Source organism: Niveispirillum lacus (assembly GCF_002251795.1).
Lineage (GTDB): Bacteria > Pseudomonadota > Alphaproteobacteria > Azospirillales > Azospirillaceae > Niveispirillum > Niveispirillum lacus.
In genome coordinates this window covers 253710-272125 of record NZ_NOXU01000031.1, presented here as the reverse complement: position 1 = coordinate 272125, position 18416 = coordinate 253710, and the positions used below count along the sequence as shown (strand labels likewise).

15 protein-coding genes are annotated in these 18416 nt (G+C 61.6%); 11 read left to right on the top strand and 4 right to left on the bottom strand.

The window, feature by feature from the left end:
* Positions 1-70: 70 nt before the first annotated feature.
* The 5 genes from CHU95_RS17040 (at position 71) to CHU95_RS17025 (ending at position 6967) form a co-directional block, all read left to right on the top strand.
* The gene (locus tag CHU95_RS17040) at positions 71-463 is read left to right on the top strand and encodes a VHL beta domain-containing protein (RefSeq protein WP_094457535.1); all 393 of its coding nucleotides are present in this window, start codon (positions 71-73) and stop codon (positions 461-463) included.
* A gap of 342 nt (positions 464-805) precedes the next feature.
* Positions 806-2245 (top strand): nucleoside hydrolase-like domain-containing protein, encoded by a 1440-nt coding sequence (locus CHU95_RS17035; RefSeq protein ID WP_094457534.1) that lies wholly within the window; start codon positions 806-808, stop codon positions 2243-2245.
* A 345-nt stretch (positions 2246-2590) separates the two neighbouring features.
* The gene (locus CHU95_RS22550; RefSeq protein ID WP_165772239.1) at positions 2591-2734 is read left to right on the top strand and encodes a hypothetical protein; all 144 of its coding nucleotides are present in this window, start codon (positions 2591-2593) and stop codon (positions 2732-2734) included.
* Positions 2731-5628 carry an SAM-dependent methyltransferase gene (locus CHU95_RS17030; protein WP_094457533.1) on the top strand — a complete coding sequence of 966 codons (2898 nt, stop codon included), beginning with the start codon at positions 2731-2733 and terminating at the stop codon, positions 5626-5628. The genes CHU95_RS22550 and CHU95_RS17030 overlap by 4 nt, the downstream gene beginning before the upstream one ends.
* Before the next feature lie 91 nt (positions 5629-5719).
* Positions 5720-6967 (top strand): cytochrome P450, encoded by a 1248-nt coding sequence (locus tag CHU95_RS17025; protein WP_094457532.1) that lies wholly within the window; start codon positions 5720-5722, stop codon positions 6965-6967.
* Between the two features lie 15 nt (positions 6968-6982).
* Here the strand turns inward: CHU95_RS17025 and CHU95_RS17020 are convergent, their stop codons facing one another.
* Positions 6983-7732 (bottom strand): aminotransferase class IV, encoded by a 750-nt coding sequence (locus tag CHU95_RS17020; protein ID WP_094457531.1) that lies wholly within the window; start codon positions 7730-7732, stop codon positions 6983-6985.
* The gene (gene pabB / locus CHU95_RS17015; RefSeq protein WP_094457958.1) at positions 7729-9195 is read right to left on the bottom strand and encodes an aminodeoxychorismate synthase component I; all 1467 of its coding nucleotides are present in this window, start codon (positions 9193-9195) and stop codon (positions 7729-7731) included. Before pabB ends, CHU95_RS17020 begins: the two co-directional genes overlap by 4 nt.
* A 286-nt stretch (positions 9196-9481) precedes the next feature.
* Between pabB and CHU95_RS17010 the strand changes: the two genes are divergently transcribed.
* Together CHU95_RS17010 and CHU95_RS17005 are read left to right on the top strand one after the other, a co-directional pair.
* The gene (locus tag CHU95_RS17010) at positions 9482-9676 is read left to right on the top strand and encodes a hypothetical protein (RefSeq protein WP_094457530.1); all 195 of its coding nucleotides are present in this window, start codon (positions 9482-9484) and stop codon (positions 9674-9676) included.
* 287 nt (positions 9677-9963) lie between these two features.
* The gene (locus CHU95_RS17005; RefSeq protein ID WP_094457529.1) at positions 9964-11988 is read left to right on the top strand and encodes a putative bifunctional diguanylate cyclase/phosphodiesterase; all 2025 of its coding nucleotides are present in this window, start codon (positions 9964-9966) and stop codon (positions 11986-11988) included.
* A gap of 63 nt (positions 11989-12051) precedes the next feature.
* Here CHU95_RS17005 and CHU95_RS17000 read toward each other — a convergent pair whose 3' ends face one another.
* Entirely contained in the window at positions 12052-12579 is a 528-nt protein-coding gene (locus tag CHU95_RS17000) for a hypothetical protein (RefSeq protein WP_094457528.1), read from the bottom strand.
* A gap of 173 nt (positions 12580-12752) precedes the next feature.
* On the opposite strand from CHU95_RS17000, the gene CHU95_RS16995 reads away from it, so the two are divergent.
* A complete protein-coding gene (locus CHU95_RS16995) occupies positions 12753-13148 on the top strand; it encodes a dihydroneopterin aldolase (protein ID WP_165772238.1) in 396 nt (131 codons plus the stop codon).
* A gap of 43 nt (positions 13149-13191) precedes the next feature.
* Here the strand turns inward: CHU95_RS16995 and CHU95_RS16990 are convergent, their stop codons facing one another.
* Positions 13192-14433 carry a threonine ammonia-lyase gene (locus CHU95_RS16990; RefSeq protein ID WP_094457957.1) on the bottom strand — a complete coding sequence of 414 codons (1242 nt, stop codon included), beginning with the start codon at positions 14431-14433 and terminating at the stop codon, positions 13192-13194.
* 286 nt (positions 14434-14719) lie between these two features.
* Between CHU95_RS16990 and radA the strand changes: the two genes are divergently transcribed.
* Genes radA through purF form a run of 3 tightly spaced genes read left to right on the top strand, consistent with a single transcriptional unit; the run spans position 14720 to position 18370 of the window.
* Positions 14720-16120 carry a DNA repair protein RadA gene (gene radA, locus CHU95_RS16985; RefSeq protein ID WP_094457526.1) on the top strand — a complete coding sequence of 467 codons (1401 nt, stop codon included), beginning with the start codon at positions 14720-14722 and terminating at the stop codon, positions 16118-16120.
* A gap of 12 nt (positions 16121-16132) precedes the next feature.
* A complete protein-coding gene (locus CHU95_RS16980) occupies positions 16133-16858 on the top strand; it encodes a CvpA family protein (protein ID WP_094457525.1) in 726 nt (241 codons plus the stop codon).
* Positions 16859-16918: 60 nt separating this feature from the next.
* Positions 16919-18370, top strand: coding sequence for an amidophosphoribosyltransferase (gene purF / locus CHU95_RS16975; RefSeq protein ID WP_094457524.1), 1452 nt, complete (start codon positions 16919-16921; stop codon positions 18368-18370).
* Positions 18371-18416 lie beyond the last annotated feature (46 nt).

The window sequence follows — 18416 nt, the reverse complement described above, 5'->3', positions numbered from 1 at the left end:
CCATTAAACACCGGGCGACCCGGCATGTTCATTAACTGACAACAACAGTTCATCCAATTGGGGGGTCAATATGCGTGGATTTTTCGTTGCCTGCGCGATGGCAATCTCTGTCATCGCTGCCTCATCGGCTCATGCCCAGCAGTGCGATAATCAACAACAGCCATCTCCGCAAACACGAACCAAGGCGGGAATGAGCCTGCAAAATGCCACGACCAGCCAGATCAACGTGCTGTGGGCCGATTTTGAAGGTGTCCTGACACATTATACAACCCTACAACCCAAACAGACGGCGGCGTTCGACAGCTATGTCGGCCATATCTGGTATTTGGAAGCATTTACCCCTGAAGGGGCAGTTTGCCTTGGCCCTATTCGGCCCGCGCAGGTCAACACGACCTGCAAAATGAGAATAGAATTGGATAGCCAGGGTTTCCTTTACGAGCAGCAGGCCTGCAAGGTGGAGTAAGCCTGGAGTTTCCGGTGGCGCCCGGCATTGAGCCAGCATTGAGCCGATGTGGGCGCCCCAAGAATAGACAAAAGGTGGCATCCGATCAGGATGCCGCTTTTTGGCTCTGCATGGTCAAGCGATAACTCGGCTCATTTGCTGATCAACCGACAGCGTATCTGGTTCGGTTGCGCGCAACCCAAGCGGTTGCAGCCGGCACCCGCTGGCGGGGCCCGCACGAAGGCACGCCTCTACAACCCACTAGCCCTCCACCGCTCCACCCTGTATCTTGGCCCGCAATGATAGCGCTAACCCGCCTGGCATGAACTTGGGCGGAAACGGGGATGGAAAATGGCGTCGTGGATGCAGCGTGTTGCCATGGGCGTTGTGCTGGCTGGGTTATTGTCCGTGCCGGCAATGGCAACGCCACCGGTGACGAAGGCGCGCCTGATCGTCCTGACCGATATTGAGAATGAACCCGATGACGCGCAGTCGCTGGTGCGGTTGCTGCTCTATGCCAACGAACTGGATATTGAGGCGTTGATCGCCACCACATCCATCCACATGCGCACCGAAATTCATCCTGATTCTATCCATCGAACCATTGCCGCCTATGGGCAGGTGCAACCCAACCTGCTGCGTCACGCGGCGGGGTATCCCACGGCGGACAGCCTGTCGATGCTGGTGCATGCAGGGCAACCGGCCTATGGCATGGCGGCGACGGGGCCGGGCAAGGATAGTGAGGGGGCAAAACGCATCATCGCCGCGCTGGATAACGCCGACCCGCGCCCGCTCTGGGTGTCGGTCTGGGGTGGGGCTAATACGTTGGCGCAGGCCTTGTTGACCCTGAAGGCGACACGATCGCCGGCAGAGCTGTCGCGGCTGGTGGCCAAGCTGCGCGTCTATACCATCTCTGACCAGGATGATGCGGGGGCCTGGATTCGCCGCACATTCCCTACCCTGTTTTATATCGTCAGTCCCGGCAGCTATGCCGCTGCGACTTGGGGGGGAATGTTTAACGCGGTTGAGGGGCTGGATAACACCACCGTCTCTACCGACTGGATCACCCGCAATATCCAACAGAACCAGGGTCCTCTGGGCGCCACCTATCCTGACGTCGCTTACGGCATGGAGGGGGATACCCCCGCCTTCCTGGGTTTGATCCCCAACGGCCTGTCCGACCCTGAACGGCCGGATTGGGGTGGCTGGGGTGGGCGCTATGAACTCTATACCCCAGCGCTGGAGGCCACCGACCCCAAGGGCTTCAATGGCGGTGTGCCGGTGGAACAGGAAACCCGCCCCATCTGGACCAACGCCGTCGACAATGTCACGCCCTATATCGCCAACCCCTATGGTCGGCCAGTGAAGCAAGGTCCGCGCAGCTACAGCCATTTCCAAGCCACGATCTGGCGCTGGCGCGATGCGTTCCAGAATGATTTCGCGGCTCGCATTGCTTGGACCACGCAGCCGCCGGACAAGGCCAACCACCCGCCTGTTGCCGCGCTGGACCATGCCGACCGCCTGACCGTCACCGCTGGGGAGCTTTTTCAGCTCAGTGCCAAGGGCAGCAGCGACCCTGACGGCGACAGCCTTTCCTATCTCTGGTTCCATTACCCGGAGGTGGGTAGCTGGAAACAGCCGATCCCGGCCAAAGGGGCAGAGAATATCTACCGTGTCACCTTCCGCGCGCCGATGGTGACGAAGCCGGAAACTGCCCATTTCATCGCCGCGGTTTCCGATAAGGGCACGCCCGCGCTGACACGCTACCGGCGGGTGATCGTGACCGTCGTGCCGCGCGGCTAAACTCACCCCTAATCATGTGACAAGGGGCCGGTGCCGCAAAGGCTGCAACGGCCCCTTATCATGTCTGGTGCCCGCCAATCCGCCTGCCACACAGGCGGTGGGCCGCCGTTGCTGGCCAGTTTGATGGCGAAACGAGGGCACATTTCGGTGCGTATAAATGTCAGTTAAATGACTTTTATGGAATTTTTAGTCATATGTCTTTCGCATCCATTGCGGTGATATTCCTGTAGTGGTATTAGTCTAACACCAACTCAACTGATTTCCACATTGCCCTGCGAAGGTGTGCTGCTACAGCACGCCGCGATCCCCCTTGCCATCCCGATATAGCGTGAGGAGACCCGCCAAATGCCCGCCGATACCAACAATCCCCGCAAAGGCCGTGTCGCCTTTGTCGGAACCGGTCTGAAATCTATTGCGCATATGACGATGGAGTCCGTGGCCGAGATAAAGGCGGCGGATCGTGTATTTATCACGCCGCTGATGGCGTGACTGCTGCCTTTATTCGATCTCTGAACGAAAATTGCCATGATCTTTATAAGTATTATGGCACGGGGAAACGCCGCAACATCACCTATATGCAGATGGCAGAGGCCATACTGAAAAGTGTCCGGGCCGGGGAATCCGTCTGCGGCGTGTTTTATGGCCATCCCAGCGTCTTTGTGAAGGCGGTCCGCCGCGTGGTTTATCAGGCGCGCCAGGACGGGTGCGAAGCCATTATCTATCCCGGCATCACCACCATGGATTGTGTCTTTGCTGATCTGGAAGTGGACCCATCACGCAATGGCTGTCAGATTCTAGACGCAACGGATTATTACATCCGAAAACGCCCGCTAAACACAACCAGCCAAGTCATCATGATGCAGATCGGTGCCTTCGCCGATAGCAAGTTCGACTTTAATGGTTATGGCAAAAAGAATCTCAGTCTTCTGATCCAGGCTTTGCTGGATGATTACCAGGGCGATCATGATTGCACCATCTACCGTGCCTCCAATTATCCTGGTTTCGCTCCCTCCCGTATCGACCTGAAACTGTCGGATCTGCTGAACCCCGACGCGCAGAAGGCGCATATTTCGGGCGTCAGCACCCTGTACCTGCCGCCCAAAACCCTGTTGGGCGCTGCGGAAGATCGGGTCAAGGCCGCTGGCTATGGCAAGGTCGGCGCAACCCAGTCGGTCGGCCCCACCCTGTGGGAGACCGCCAATACAGAAAAGACAAAACGTGCGGCGGACAGCCTTGCCAGACACAAGCTGCCAGAGGGGTATTTCGAACGGCGGTCCAGTGACGCGTTATTAAAGCTGGTCTCCGATCTGGCGACCGATGCACGGGTGCTGCGGCATTTTGAGCAGAACCCGCGCAAGACACTGCGCGCCTATCCGACCCTGTCGAAGGCAGAAACACAGGCCGTGCTCTCGCGGTCGATGGGCCGGGTGTCCAGCGTTTCTAAACGCAACCCCGCTGCCCTGACCGCCACCGCCCCGACCACCGCCGATTTTGCGACGGCCGATGCCACCACGGCGAGTTCGACGGACAGTTCGACAGACAATGCCAACGACTATCTGAACAGCCTGCTGGAAAACAACACCAGCGCCACGCTTTACACCACCTATTACAACGCCTTGGCCGCAGGCGGGTCCGCATCCGATGCCGATGCGGCGGTTCAGACGCTCATCAACAATGATGGATATACCCAGGTTACAACGCAGGACGTCTACAACTCCATTGCCACGGTGACCGGCGGCACCATTGATGGCACGTCACCCAGCACGACCCAGTCGACGACCCTGACGGCCAATGCCACGACGACAACCAGCAGCAATGGTCTGACCACCTATCCGCCTTTCGGCACCTCCCCGTCGGTGGCCTATGGGTCCTACCAGACCTTCACTTCCAGCGGCGATGCCAGCATCTATGTCACGCTGGGCAGCAACAATGGCGCCTGGCAGTTAAAGGTGGCGACATCGACCATCCCGCTGGTCGACATCACCAGCAGTTGTGGTTTCAACAACACTACCGGCACGTTCTTTGTCGGCAGCTCGGCGGCATTTCCCTATAACGGCTCGATCGTCCTGTCCTCATGCGTTGTTGTGCCACCCGGCGGCGTGCAGACGACTGATTTCAATGTCACCGTTGCCCTGACATCCTCCTCGGGTGGGGCGGCCATCAATTCCACCGGTCGGCGCAGTGTCTACTCGTCCAGCGCGTCGTTGCAACCAAGCGGACTGGATTCACCCAGCCTGTGGGCTGGCGATTACCAATGCACGCTCAACAGTTCAACCACTGCGACCCTGACCATTTCATCGGATGGGTCGACCATCACCTTCCAGGGCACGACCGCACCCGCCACCTTCAGCCCGCTGAACAGTACCTTTACGGCGACGATCGGGAGCTACACGCTGCTGATCTATATGCAGTGGTGGTACAACCAGATGTATTCGGACAATACCTACACGGGCGCCAACCTGTTCGGTTATTATTATACAACGGGCACAACAAAGCCGAGTTCGCCAAACCTGTATGGCAACGAAGGCAGCGCCTCCGACCCGCCGAAACCATCACAGTCCCAACAGGAGGACTCCGAATGGGCGGCCGTTGCCAAGGCCATCGCCATCGGCGTTTCCGTCATGGTTGTGTTCGAAGCCATGAAGTACCTGGCAAAGCTTGGCTATAACTACCTCAGCGCCGCCTACCAGAACCTGTTTGGGGAAGGCAACGCCCTGAATGAGGAAGCCGCCGCCGGGGAAGTGCCGCCAGACGAAGCCAACCAGTTCAATGAAGAAGATAATCCCGACGGCGACGACAATGACGATGATGACAACGACGACAATGATGATAATGACGACGACAATGACGACAACGATGATAACGACGACAATGATGACAATGACGAGGATGATGCCAGCTGCTTCCTGACCACCGCGGCGGTGCGTACACGCGGCCTGCCCGATGATTGCGAACCACTGACGCTGGCCCGCTTCCTGCGTGACAAGAAGATGCAGACCGACAAGGAACGGTCGGCGGTCAATCTCTACTACAAGGTGGCCCCGCAGATCGTGGCGCGGTCCAGTGACGCCGAATGGCAGCAATTCTGGTCCGATCATCTGCACCCGATCACCGAGCTGGTGAAGCTGGGCGAACATGATCTGGCCAAGTCGCTATACGACATGGCGTCGGCCGACCTGATCAACCGCAAGGTCACGACCTACACGGATAAAGAGCTGGTGGAGGCGGTGTACCGCTATGGTCTGGGCGGGTTTGCCCGCATCCCCCTGCCCTATGTGCTGCGCTACGGTATCCTGAAACTGTCCTTGAGGGTTTATCTGACGTATCGCGCGGCCACCCTGGGGCTGGCCAAGCGGCGCTTCAAGCGTCTGTTTGATCGCTGACGGGCGTCACCCGGAACGGATCGGTCGGGGGAGACGGGAATGTCTCCCTCGGCCAATCCGGCACTCGTTCACTGTGCATAAAGAGCAGGCAATGAAACCTCCGCCCCTGAGCAAGACCATTGTCGATCTGTTTCAGTCGCGCGTGAAGGACGGGTACTATCAATCGCCCTTGGGTCGGCTGCGTGTTGAGTATAGTTCCGATCCTCGCCGGATCGCGGAATATGCGCGCACACGCTTCACACGCTCGCGGCTGGTCCGAACCATGATTGCGGAATTCCATCTCAGCCGGAATTCCCTGGTGGTCAGCGAGGATGACCATGTCCGCTGGCTGAAGCCGCTGTTCCTGCCCCACCTTCCCATGGATGGCACCACACCAACGATGGCGCGGGCGATCCTGACAGCGGCCCTGCCCACGCCGGCCCCCGGTTCAGGACCGGTGACGGTGAATGTTTCGGACGAACTGATCCGGGAAACCTACCGCGCGATGCTGGACAAGGTGCTGAAGATCGATCCTCTTCCACCTCTGGACGATTATATCCGCAAGACCCGTTTCCGGCATGCGACCCGGCCCATGGTGCTGGAAGGGTTGATGTATTCGTTGAACCTGCACCGGCTTCTGCTGCGCCCGCTGCTCTATGCTCTGGAATGGCTGTTTTTCCGGCGCACGCGCTACATGCAGCGCATCTCTCAGAAACTGGAAAAACTGATCGCAGTACAGGCGGTCCCGCGTGAGGGGTCATGGCTGTCCACGCTGCTGGACCTGCGCAACCAGGGCAAGCTGACCCAGGCGCAGGTGAATGGCGAAGTGACCAGCATGCTGGTCGCCTCCTTCAGCCTGTCCTCCGCGCTGGGATCGGCACTGCTCTGTCTGGCGGCCCGACCCCAGTACCAACGGCAGATCCATGATGATCCTGATTTCGCCCGCTGCTTCGTGATGGAGGTGCTGCGGCTTTATCCACCCTTCCGGCAATTCGGCTACGAGCAAGTGTCGGATGGAAAAGACAGCAAGTGTCCTGTGGGGGCATCCGGCGAATTCGTGATCTCCACTTACGCGCTACACCGCAAGGCGGATCATTGGGACATGCCCCGCAAATTCATGCCAGAGCGTTTTCTGGACCCCGATGCGGCCAAAGGCTTCCGCTACCTGCCGTTCGGCATGGGAAAACGACTATGCCCCGGTCGCTGGTTCTCTCTGTCCCTGCTGGAAGAGGCTGTGAAATATATCTGCTCGGATGACAGCCACATCATCCTTTGCCGGCGGGACCGTCTGCCAACCGGCCATCGCGGCTGTCTTGTGTCTTTTGCCGTGGATGACAGCCTGACCTATCGCGCCAGATGACACGCCGATAGGGCATCAACCCAGTACCCGCGCCACCTTACGCAGGCCCAGCGCGTTGGTCAGGACCATGTCGTCGGCGCGGCGCAGTTCCTCCACGGTCACCGCCCGTTCCTCCGCCCGCCAGTTCTTGATCAGCGCCGCGCGCATGGTGCCAGGCAAGGCGCCTTCGGCCACGGCCGGCGTGACCCAACGCCCGTTCAGCGACAAGAACAGGTTGGCGGCGGTGGCTTCCGCCACGCGCCCCTGGCTGTTCAGCATCACGGCATCATCGGCCCCGCGCGCAACCGCCTCCCGCCGGGCGATGATACTGTCGAGATAGTTCAGCGTTTTCAGCCGCGACAAGGGTGATTTCTCGTTGCGGCAGGTGGTCCGTGCGATAATCAGTTTCGCGGGCGGGGCCTCTGCCGGGATACGGCCGGCAGCCAGCATCAGGGTGGGGGCGGCGACCTCTGGCCGTGGCAGGCCCCGTGGGCCGGGACCGGCGGTCAGGGTGAGACGCACCGCTGCTTCCCCCCCCATGCCGTTCGCCCCCAGAAGACCCAGAATGGCGTCGTGCAGGGCCTGGTCAGACGCCGGCACAGCCAAGCCCAGAAAGTCTGCCCCGTCGCGCAGGCGTTTCAGGTGGGCATCCAGACGCAGGGGCACGCCGGCTTTGACGGCGATGGTCTCAAACAGGCCGTCACCCAAGGTGAAACCGCGATCATGGCCCAACAGAGCTGGCTTTTCGGCAGCCACAAAATCACCGTTCAGCCAGATGACACTCATGCCGCCTGCTCCCCCGCCTCATCCGCCGCAATAGCGGGGGGCCAGGCCATGGCGGGGTCCAGAGCGGTCAGGATGGCTTTGGCCTTGGTCAGGCTCTCCTGATACTCGGCCTCCGGCTCGCTGTCGGCCACGATGCCGCCGCCCGCCTGCACCTGCACCTTGTCGCCCGACATCGCGGCGGTACGGATGATGATGGAACTGTCCATGGCGCCATCCCAGCCGATCCACATTACCGATCCGCAATAGGGGCCGCGCCGGGCAGGTTCCAGCTCATGGATGATCTCCATGGCCCGTATCTTGGGCGCGCCGGTGATCGACCCGCCGGGGAAACTGGCGCGCAACAAATCGACGGGGCCCAGGCCCGGCTTCAACCGGCCCGTGACGACAGAGGTCAGGTGATGCACGGTGCGGTAGCTTTCCAGGCCCCACAGACTGGGCACCTTTACCGATCCGATCTGCGCCACCCGCGACAGGTCATTGCGCAGCAGGTCCACGATCATCAGATTTTCCGCCCGGTCCTTCTCCGACAACAATAGTTCGGCAGCCAGGGCCGCATCGCGCGCAGCATCGGCATGGCGGGGGCGGGTGCCCTTGATGGGCCGCGTTTCGATGGCGCCACCGGCGGTCAGCGATAAAAACCGTTCCGGCGATCCCGACGCAATTGCCCGGCCCTGTCCCAGGTTCAAATAGGCAGAAAACGGCGCTGCCGTCCGGGGGCGCAGCCGGCGATACACATCCCAGGCGGTCACTCCGGATCGCAATCGGCCCAGGAAGCGCTGGGTCATGTTGGCCTGATAGATATCACCGGCCCGGATATAGTCGAGAATACGCACGACACGGTCACGATAGGTAGCGGGCGACAGCTCGGCCCCCCAACCGGGCCGCCGCAACAGACCGTCGCCCGTGTCGCGCGCCAAGGCCGGGGCAGCGGTAAGCCGATCGTGCAGCGCCTGGGCCAACACCCTGGCCCTGGCAGGGCGACACGCCTCATCAGCCTCGCGCTCTGCCCCCGACAGTACCCAGGCCCGATTCTCGGCATGACTGATCACTGCGACCGTGTCATACAGGCCAAAGGCCATATCGGGCAGATGGATACCGGTGCGGTGCGGGGTCGGCAACCGTTCCAGATGACGCCCCAACTCATACCCCATCACCCCGACTGCGCCGCCGGTAAAGGCGGGCAGGCCAGGGGGAACCGGCCGAGAAAACGGTACGAGTGCCTGTTCCAGTGCGGTGAAGGGGTCCACCGACAGCAGGGCTCCATCACGCCTCACGGTGCCGTCGCTGGCCGCTTCGATCCAACTGAACGGATCGGCAGCCAGAATCGTGTACTGCGCACGCGCCCCCTCCGCTGCTGCGCCATCCAGCAGCATAGCGCCCCTCTCCCCCGCCAGGACGGCAAACGCCGCCAGCGGATCGGGCAGGTCCAACGCTAGGACAAAGGGCAAGGGTCGTGTGCTCATGACCGGACCATAATCGCTGTCGGTCCATTCAACAACCGGGGCCTGGGCAGCACACAATCATCCCGCGACGCAAAAGGGTCCGCTATGCATTGTTCGCTGTTGCAACAGATACCCCGATGATTTGATCTGATCATGTGAATGCCATCGTTTTGGATCAAAGGCTTCGCAATTCGGCCGTAATGGCCGGCGATGCTGCGATGCGTGAAGGAAGACGGCCTGGAGCTGTTGACCGACACCGGACCGGCCCGATGGACCCGAAGATCGTTCAACCTGCGAAGGTGACAAGATGAGCAGCGCCGATTTCCAGAACGCTTTTAATACCGCCTGCACCGAACTGGGCCTGGACCCGGCCAACACCAACATCTTCGCGCTGGAATGCCGCCGCCAGGGTTTGGACCCCAAGAACACCCGCGCGTTTGACCTGGACAAGAATCCCTCACCCATGTGGGCACAGTTCCGCAAGCTGAAAACGGCTTCCTAACCAGCGGGCCCCTGCCGGGACACTGCGTTTGTCTATCAAAGGGTCGGCCCAGTGGGCCGGCCCTTTTTGTTTTGCTGCGAAAAAAGGAAGAAGAAATCTTTGAGGTAATGACGCAAAAGTTGTTTGGCGAAGTTCTGACCGCTTGCCCAATAATTGCTTGTACAGTCCGACCGGTTTTCGGGCATGATGGCGACCGCGAATTACCGCAATACTGTCATGCTACCCCTTACGGGGACCTGAACGGTGTCGCCGGATAAACGGCCGACGCGAAGCCTCCGGGGAGGGCGATGCTGAAGGGGCTGGGCAATTCTTTGGCGGCAAGACAGGCGGCGCGGGCCGTCCTGGCTGCCTGTATCATCGGGCTGTTCCTAAGCGGGCTGGAAGTCGCCTGGGCAACATGGCGTGAACGGGGCAAGGCCAGTGAACTGGTCGAACAGATGCTCGACCTGATGGAAGGCAGCGCTGCTGCGGCCGCCTGGAACGTGGACGAGGCGCTGGCTCAGCAAATCGGCAATTCGGCGCTGTCAATTGGTGCCATCGCCGGCATCGAAATCCGGATTTCCGATGACCAGCCTCTTTGGGCGCACCATCGCGCCCTGCCCGCCAGCACAGCGGGCAACAGCACCATCGGGCGGCTGGTTTTCGGCGATCTGGCACGCGGAACCCGGATTCTTTATCGTCCACAGGATGATGGCCGGGAAAAACCCCCGATCGGTCTTCTGCGCATTGATCTCGACATGGCGCTGGTGTCCGCTGACTACATCGCCTTTGTCGGCTCTTCCTTGTTGGGCGGCCTGGTGCGCAATATTCTGCTGGGCCTGATGCTGACCTGGGTGTTTCACCGTTTCCTGACCCGGCCATTGGTAGAACTGGAACAGGCGGTGGCCGGCATCGACCCGGATAATCCCCGTGATACCCGGGTGACGGTGCCACCAGGGCATGAACGGGACGAGTTGGGCCGTCTGACCCAACGGATCAACGAAACACTGGATAAGCTGGATGAAAGCCAGGGGCAATTGCGGCAACTGGCCACCCGTGACCCGCTAACTGAACTGCCCAACCGCGCACTACTGCTGGAACGGTTGGAACATGCGCTGTCGCGGGCACGGCGGACGAAGCGGGGGCTGGCAGTGCTGTTCCTCGACCTTGATCGTTTCAAGCATGTGAATGACAGCCTCGGGCATGATATGGGCGACCGTATGCTGCAAGGTATCGCCCAGCGCCTTGCCGAAACGCTGCGCCATTCTGACACGGTTGGACGCCTGGGCGGGGATGAATTCCTGGTGCTGGTCGAAGAAGTGCGGGAACCGAAAGAGGCAATTCAGGTCGCGGATCGTATTCTGGCGACCCTGGCCCGACCGCTGGATCTGGATGGCCATCAACTGCATCCCAGTGCGTCTATCGGCATCTCGCTGTGGCCCAGTGACGGACAGGACGCGCGGCAGATCCTCCGCTGTGCCGACGTCGCCATGTATGCCGCCAAGGCCGCGGGCACCGGGTGCTGGCGGATGTTTTCGGCTGAAATGTCGGAACAGGCCATGTCGCGCCTGCGGACCGAGGCGCGGTTACGCGCGGCTGAACTGCGCGGCGAATTCGAACTGTTTTACCAACCCAAGATGGACCCGCGCAGCCTGCTTCTGCGGGGTGCAGAGGCGCTTCTGCGCTGGAAGACCGACGAGGGTTATGTCGCCCCCGGCGATTTTATCCCGGTGGCGGAAGAAACGGGACTGATTGGCCCGATCGGCGACTGGGTCCTGGGGGAAGCCTGCCGGCAAGCCGCGGCTTGGCGGCGCCAGCATGGTGATTTGCCGGTCGCCATCAATGTCAGCCCGCGGCAACTGGCCGATGCCGATTTTCCCAACCGTGTCCGCGTTGCCCTGGCCAAATCCGGGCTGCCGGCACATCTGCTGACGCTTGAGATTACAGAAACCGTGGCCATGACGGCGGCGACGGGCGACTTCGCCATGCTGCGGGTCCTGCGCGACATCGGCGTCGGCATGGCTATTGATGATTTTGGCACGGGTTATTCCTCCCTTTCCCATCTGCGGCGTATTCCGCTGACAGTGCTGAAGATCGACCGTGGCTTTATGCAGACGGTGCCGCACGATGTGGCCATCCCCGCCACCATTCTCGAACTGGGTCAACGCCTGGGTCTGGAGATTGTGGCAGAGGGGGTGGAGACGGAGCCGCAGCGGGACTGGCTATGCGACATGGGGTGCCAGACGATCCAGGGGTTCCTGATCTCCCGTCCCCTGCCTGCGGCTGAATTTGAGGACCGGTTCCTGGTCGAACGGGCCCGCGCCGCGGGATAAGCACTGAAACGCCAGCCCCTGATAAGTTCTACCCATCGGGACGCTGTGTCCTGGTGTTGTCGATCAGTCGAAGGTGCGCAGCGCCGCTGGCGCGCCCTTTAGATGCTTGTCCAGCAGTACGACAATCTCCTCCATCTGGCCCCGGACCTTGTCCAGTTCCATGGAGGTCTTGTCGTCCAATGCCGCTTCCATGAGCATCATGTCAAAATCATTCAGCAGGCTCATCAGCCCGTCGCGTTCCTCTTGCAGGATGTCATAAGCACCCAGCGCATGGATCAGCAGCTCCGGCGGGTCGCGGAAGAAACTGAGGCTCATGCGGGTGAAGCTGGCGATGCCGCGCAACCGCATGCGGATCAACCATCCTTTCAGATCGGCCGGAACTCCACGATTGGGCGCTTCCTCCGCCTTGTCGGTAATGGTGAAGATCAATGCTTGGATTTCCAGATAGCGGGCGCGCGCTTTCTTAAAATCCGGAAAGGTGGCCAGCTTGACATGCTCATGCTTTTCAAACAGGGCGACAGCACCGGCGAGCGATTGCGACAAATGTCGCAATACCGTCGCCCTCTGTGCCGCATCCTGTTCGTAACGCATGAGTGTCCCCGTATGCCTTTGACTGAGTGTCGCGCACTCTATCTCTCGAAGGCAAGAAGCACCACCGCACCGAAAGGATGGGCTCTAAAGGCCGTCCGCCCGTGAAAGCGTCGGGTCTGCCCCGGCGTCCCCGTCGCTTGCCGCCACCCGGTCCCAATGATAGACGAAGGCGCATGACGCAGCCGCAGCTCCGCCCCGTGCCCCACCCCGCCCCCGCCGCGCCGCCGCGCGACGCCGGACAGGTGGTGCTGGTTGTGCGCGATCTGGTGGTCACGACGCTGATCGGCATCTATGATTACGAACATGTGAAGCCACAGCGCCTGCGCCTCAACCTGGAACTGGCCCTGGCGCCGGACGACCCCGCCCCCTGGACCCATGCGGCCCTTGTGGAAACGGCCAGCCGCATCGTGACAGAAGGCCATACCAATCTGCTGGAATGCCTGGCCGAACGGCTGGCTGCGGCCCTGCTGTCCCCCAACCGCGTCCTGACCGCCCTGATTCGCCTCGAAAAACTCGACGCTTTCGAGGAATGTGAAGCCGTGGGCGTGGAGATTGTGCGGGCGGCGTGAAGACAGGCTGTGCGGAGCGCGCACTCACCTGACAGGCTCCATATCACTCCACCCCGCCCGCCAGAACCTGCACCTGCAACCCGCCGCGTGTGCGCAGCGTCTCCAGGACGCGTTCGGCATGGCGCTTGGATCGGCACTCGATGGTCAGGTCGATGTCGGTGGCCTTGACAGTGGTGGTCGTGAACAGGCGCTGGTGCGAGGCTTCGATGATATTGCCACCGGCTTCACCCACCAGACCGGTGATCCGGGCCAGCACGCCGGGCCGGTCCGGGATGGCGATACGGACGGCGATCAGGCGGCTTTCGCGGACCAACTGGCGCATGATCACCTGGGCCAGCAGGCGGCTGTCGATATTGCCCCCGCACAGGACCAGACCGACCTTCGATCCCTGGAACATCTGCGGATGGGTCAGGACCGCCGCCAGCCCTGCGGCACCCGCCCCTTCCGCCACGGTCTTCTCGATGTTCAAGAACAAGGCCACGGCCTCTTCCACCGCCACATCAGGAACCAGCACGACCTGATCGACCAGGGCGCGGCAGATCTCCAATGTCTTGGCACCGACATTCTTCACCGCAATGCCTTCTGCGATAGTGTCGCCACCCACCTGGATCGGTTCGCCCTTGAGGGCCTGGACCATGGCCGGGTAGGCTTCCACCTCGACGCCGATGATCCGAATGGCCGGATTCAGGGCCTTGGCGGCCACGGCGATACCGCTGATCAGCCCGCCGCCGCCCACCGGCACAACCAGCGTATCCAGATGCGGGGCCGCCATCAGCATTTCCAGGCCGATCGTGCCCTGCCCCGCGATGACATCCACATCATCATAAGGATGCACAAAGACCAAGCCTTCTTCCTGGCTCAGGCGCTCGGCTTCCGCCGCCGCCTCGGCCAGGACCGCCCCTTTCAGTACGACCCGTGCCCCATGTTCCTCTGTGCGTTCCACCTTGGTGAAGGGGGTGCCTTCTGGCATGACGATGGTGGCGGGTATACCCAGACGTCCGGCATGATAGGCCACACCCTGCGCATGATTGCCGGCCGACATGGCCACCACACCCCGCGCCCGTTCCGCCGTGGTCAGCTTGCGCAGCTTGTTCAACGCGCCGCGTTCCTTAAACGCTGCCGTGAACTGCAAATTCTCAAACTTCACCCAGATTTCGGCTCCCGTCAGATGCGACAGGGTGCGCGACGGCACGCAGGGCGTCTCCATGATATGGCCGGCCAGGGCCTGCGCGGCCTCCTTGATATCGGCCAGCGTCACAGCAAGGGCGGGGGACTCGGTGGTCATGATTGCTGTCTCCTTGGACATGGCGTGTGCGGCCCCGTCATCCTGCGGTGACGCGACCGATGGTGCCCGTTCAGGTCCAGGCACTTCTCAACTCCCTTGCTCTCACGCCCAACCGTTGCTGACGAGACGATTTTTCACAGCACAGATAGGCGGCTCCCCACCCGTCAGGCATAGGCCCTGTGCGAAGGTCCCTGCGCATGTTGCAATCGTGTTATGAAGGTCTCCCCAGCCGGCCTTTCAATGTCTATATAGGGGCCGCGTCACCACCCCTGGAGCCAGGACGAATTTGGCCCGCGCCACCAGCAAATATGTCTGCCAGAATTGCGGCGCCAGCTTCCCCAAATGGTCGGGCAAGTGCGACGCTTGCGGTGAATGGAACACACTTGTCGAAGAGCAGGTGGCCGATGCCATGCCCAAGGGGCTGGGCAAGGCCGGCGGCGGGCGCAAGATCGAATTTGTTGCTCTCTCTGGTGTCCCGGCCGATGCGCCCCGTCGTATGACGGGCATCCAGGAATTTGACCGCGTCTGCGGCGGCGGTCTGGTCCATGGCTCGGCCCTGCTGGTGGGCGGTGACCCCGGCATCGGCAAATCCACCCTCTTGCTGCAGGCAACCTGCTGCCTGGCCCAGGACACACGCTGCGCCTATATCAGCGGGGAGGAAGCGGTCGATCAGGTGCGCATGCGCGCATCCCGTCTGGGTCTGGCGAACGCACCCGTCCAATTGGCATCAGCCAACAATGTCCGCGATATCGTGGCCAGCCTGGAAGCCGCCGATGGGCCACAGGTCGCGGTGATCGATTCGATCCAGACCATGTATATCGACAATCTGGACAGCGCGCCGGGCACCGTGGCCCAGGTGCGGGCCTGTTCGGCGGAACTGATCCGGGTGGCCAAGCGCAAGGGCATCACCCTGTTGATCGTGGGCCATGTGACCAAGGATGGGCAAATCGCAGGCCCTCGCGTCCTGGAACATATGGTCGACACCGTGCTTTATTTTGAAGGGGAGCGCGGGCACCAGTTCCGCATCCTGCGCGCGGTCAAGAACCGTTTCGGGGCCACCGATGAAATCGGCGTGTTCGAAATGGGGGAGGATGGGTTGGTCGAGGTGCCGAACCCGTCCGAACTGTTTCTGGCCGACCGCCGCCGCGACATTACCGGGACCGCGGTCTTCGCCGGGCTGGAGGGGACACGACCCGTGTTGGTGGAGGTGCAGGCCCTGGTTGCCCCCTCACCGCTGGGCACGCCGCGGCGGGCCGTCGTGGGCTGGGACACGTCGCGCCTCGCCATGGTTCTGGCCGTGCTGGAGGCTCGTTGCGGCGTTGCCATCGGGGCCAACGATGTTTACCTGTCGGTGGCCGGCGGCCTGAAAATCTCCGAACCCGCTGCCGATCTGGCGGTTGCTGCTGCCCTGATCAGTTCCCTGACGGGGGAACCGGTGCCGGCCGATGCTGTTGTTTTTGGCGAAATCGGCCTGTCGGGCGATATCCGCGCGGTCAGCCAGACCGACCAGCGTTTGAAGGAAGCCGCCAAACTGGGCTTCAACCGTGCCCTGATGCCACAGCCGCGCCGGTCGCGCGGCGATGGTTCGGCGGAAGGGTTGCGGCGTATCGAACTGGACCATCTGTCCGATCTGTTGCCATTGTTCCAGGCGGACGCACCACCGCGCCCGCCACGCAGCCGGGATTGAGGGGGAAGCCGCATGGAAGGCAGCAGCCTGAACCCCGTTGACGTTGCCGTCGTCACCGTCCTGCTGATCTCGGCCTTGATGGCGTTTGCGCGCGGTTTCGTGCGCGAAGTGCTGTCGGTCGCCGCCTGGATTGGTGCGGCCCTGGCCACCCTCTGGCTGTTTCCGGCGGCAGCGCCCTACACCCGCACCTATATCAGCACCCAATATGTCGCCGATGGCGTCACCATTCTCGGCGTCTTTACCTTGTCGCTGATCGCGCTCTCGGTGGTGACCAGCACCATTTCCGGCAAGGTGCAGGAAAGCAGCCTCTCGGCCATCGACCGGTCGCTGGGCTTTGCCTTCGGGGTGGTGCGGGGTGCGGTGCTGGTGTCGCTGGCTTTTCTTTTTGCTGCCTGGCTCTGGCCGGAACAACCGGTCTGGCTACGCGAGGCGAAGTCGCGCCCTTTCCTGGAAACCGGTGCCGACATTCTGCGCGACTTCCTGCCCAATGCCGACCTGTCCCCAGCGCAGCGCGAGGCGCAACGCGCCCAACAGCGGCTGGAGGAAGCCGAGAACGCGCGACGCACCCTGGAACGACTGGCCAATCCGCGCCCCACATCTGCGGGGAACGCGGCTGTGCCGGAGACGGATCGCGGCTATAATGCCGAAGATCTTGGTCGTCTTGACCAGGTGATCAAAAGCACCGATCAGCCGCAACCAGACCAACCGGATCGACGTCCCGAAGGGGACCAACGCTGAACCGGGCCTTAGAACACGACCCCACCGGACACCATCTTCCCCGCGAAAGGCGCCCTGCCCATGCTCACGACCCATCCCTTCGACGACGACAAGCTGCGCGAGGAGTGCGGCGTCTTCGGTGTGTACGGTCCCCAGGATGCAGCGGCGCTTGTGGCGCTGGGCCTGCATGCGCTCCAGCATCGCGGTCAGGAGGCGGCAGGTATCGTCAGCTTCGACGGTCAGGATTTCCCCCAGCATCGGGCCCTGGGCCAGGTCGGGGATATCTTTGGCAGCGAAACGGTTATGCGCAACCTGACCGGTGACATCGCCATCGGCCATGTGCGTTATGCCACCACCGGCGAACGCTCGCTGCGCAATGTGCAGCCGCTTTTCGCAGAGTTTGAGTTCGGCGGCTTCGCCCTGGCCCATAACGGCAACTTGACCAATGCCATGCAGTTGCGCCGGCAGTTGGTGCGCCGCGGCTGCCTGTTCCAGTCGACCTCCGATACCGAGACCATCATCCATCTGATGGCGACAAGCCGTAACGGTTCGGTCATCGACCGTCTGGTGGACGCGTTGCGTCAGATTGAGGGTGCCTATTCCCTGGTCTGCATGGCCAAGGATCAGGTTGTGGGCGTGCGTGACCCGCATGGTGTGCGTCCGCTGGTCCTGGGCCGTCTGGGCGATACCCATGTGCTGGCCTCTGAGACCGTGGCACTGGACATTATCGGCGCCGAGTATGTGCGCGATATCGCGCCGGGCGAGATGGTGGTGCTGGACAAGAACGGCGTGCAGTCGCTGCGCCCGTTCCAGCAGACCGGCTCCAAATTCTGTATTTTTGAGTATATCTATTTCGCCCGCCCGGACAGCTTCATGGAAGGGCACTCTGTCTATGGCGTGCGCAAGAAGATCGGTGCGCAACTGGCCATCGAAAGCCATATCGACGCTGACCTGGTGATCCCCGTGCCGGATTCCGGTGTGCCGGCGGCCCTGGGCTACGCGGAAGAGAGCGGTATTCCCTTCGATCTGGGAATTATCCGCAACCATTATGTCGGCCGCACCTTCATTCAGCCAACGGACAAAATCCGCCGCCTGGGCGTGAAGCTCAAGCATAATGCCAACCGGCATTTTATTGAGGGCAAGCGCATCATTCTGGTGGATGACAGTATTGTTCGCGGCACCACATCGGTGAAGATCGTTGAGATGATGCGCGATGCCGGCGCCAAGGAAGTGCATATGCGCATTTCCAGCCCGCCGACCAGCCATCCCTGTTTCTACGGTATCGACACGCCGGAAAAGGAAAAGCTGCTCGCCCACCGCATGACGGTGGAAGAAATGCGCTCTTTCATCAATGCCGACAGTCTGGCTTTCATCTCGCTGGACGGGCTGTACAAGTCGCTGGACCATGCCAAGCGCGATGGCGATCTGCCGCAATATTGCGACGCCTGCTTCACCGGCGAATACCCGATCCCGCTGACCGATTTCGATACGGGCCGCAGTGATGTGGCCTATATCGGGGCCAAGCGCGCCTGAACGGCACGCCATCAGCCCGTCAGAACGCAAAGGGGCGGCTGATTGG

What these genes read in the sequence shown, in the direction of transcription:
- CHU95_RS17040 (WP_094457535.1), top strand. Translation starts at nt 71, where the DNA reads ATGCGTGGATTTTTCGTTGCCTGCGCGATGGCAATCTCTGTCATCGCT.
- CHU95_RS17035 (WP_094457534.1), top strand. Translation starts at nt 806, where the DNA reads ATGCAGCGTGTTGCCATGGGCGTTGTGCTGGCTGGGTTATTGTCCGTG.
- CHU95_RS22550 (WP_165772239.1), top strand. Translation starts at nt 2,591, where the DNA reads ATGCCCGCCGATACCAACAATCCCCGCAAAGGCCGTGTCGCCTTTGTC.
- CHU95_RS17025 (WP_094457532.1), top strand. Translation starts at nt 5,720, where the DNA reads ATGAAACCTCCGCCCCTGAGCAAGACCATTGTCGATCTGTTTCAGTCG.
- CHU95_RS17020 (WP_094457531.1), bottom strand. Translation starts at nt 7,732, where the DNA reads ATGAGTGTCATCTGGCTGAACGGTGATTTTGTGGCTGCCGAAAAGCCA.
- pabB (WP_094457958.1), bottom strand. Translation starts at nt 9,195, where the DNA reads ATGAGCACACGACCCTTGCCCTTTGTCCTAGCGTTGGACCTGCCCGAT.
- CHU95_RS17010 (WP_094457530.1), top strand. Translation starts at nt 9,482, where the DNA reads ATGAGCAGCGCCGATTTCCAGAACGCTTTTAATACCGCCTGCACCGAA.
- CHU95_RS17005 (WP_094457529.1), top strand. Translation starts at nt 9,964, where the DNA reads ATGCTGAAGGGGCTGGGCAATTCTTTGGCGGCAAGACAGGCGGCGCGG.
- CHU95_RS17000 (WP_094457528.1), bottom strand. Translation starts at nt 12,579, where the DNA reads ATGCGTTACGAACAGGATGCGGCACAGAGGGCGACGGTATTGCGACAT.
- CHU95_RS16995 (WP_165772238.1), top strand. Translation starts at nt 12,753, where the DNA reads ATGACGCAGCCGCAGCTCCGCCCCGTGCCCCACCCCGCCCCCGCCGCG.
- CHU95_RS16990 (WP_094457957.1), bottom strand. Translation starts at nt 14,433, where the DNA reads ATGACCACCGAGTCCCCCGCCCTTGCTGTGACGCTGGCCGATATCAAG.
- CHU95_RS16980 (WP_094457525.1), top strand. Translation starts at nt 16,133, where the DNA reads ATGGAAGGCAGCAGCCTGAACCCCGTTGACGTTGCCGTCGTCACCGTC.
- purF (WP_094457524.1), top strand. Translation starts at nt 16,919, where the DNA reads ATGCTCACGACCCATCCCTTCGACGACGACAAGCTGCGCGAGGAGTGC.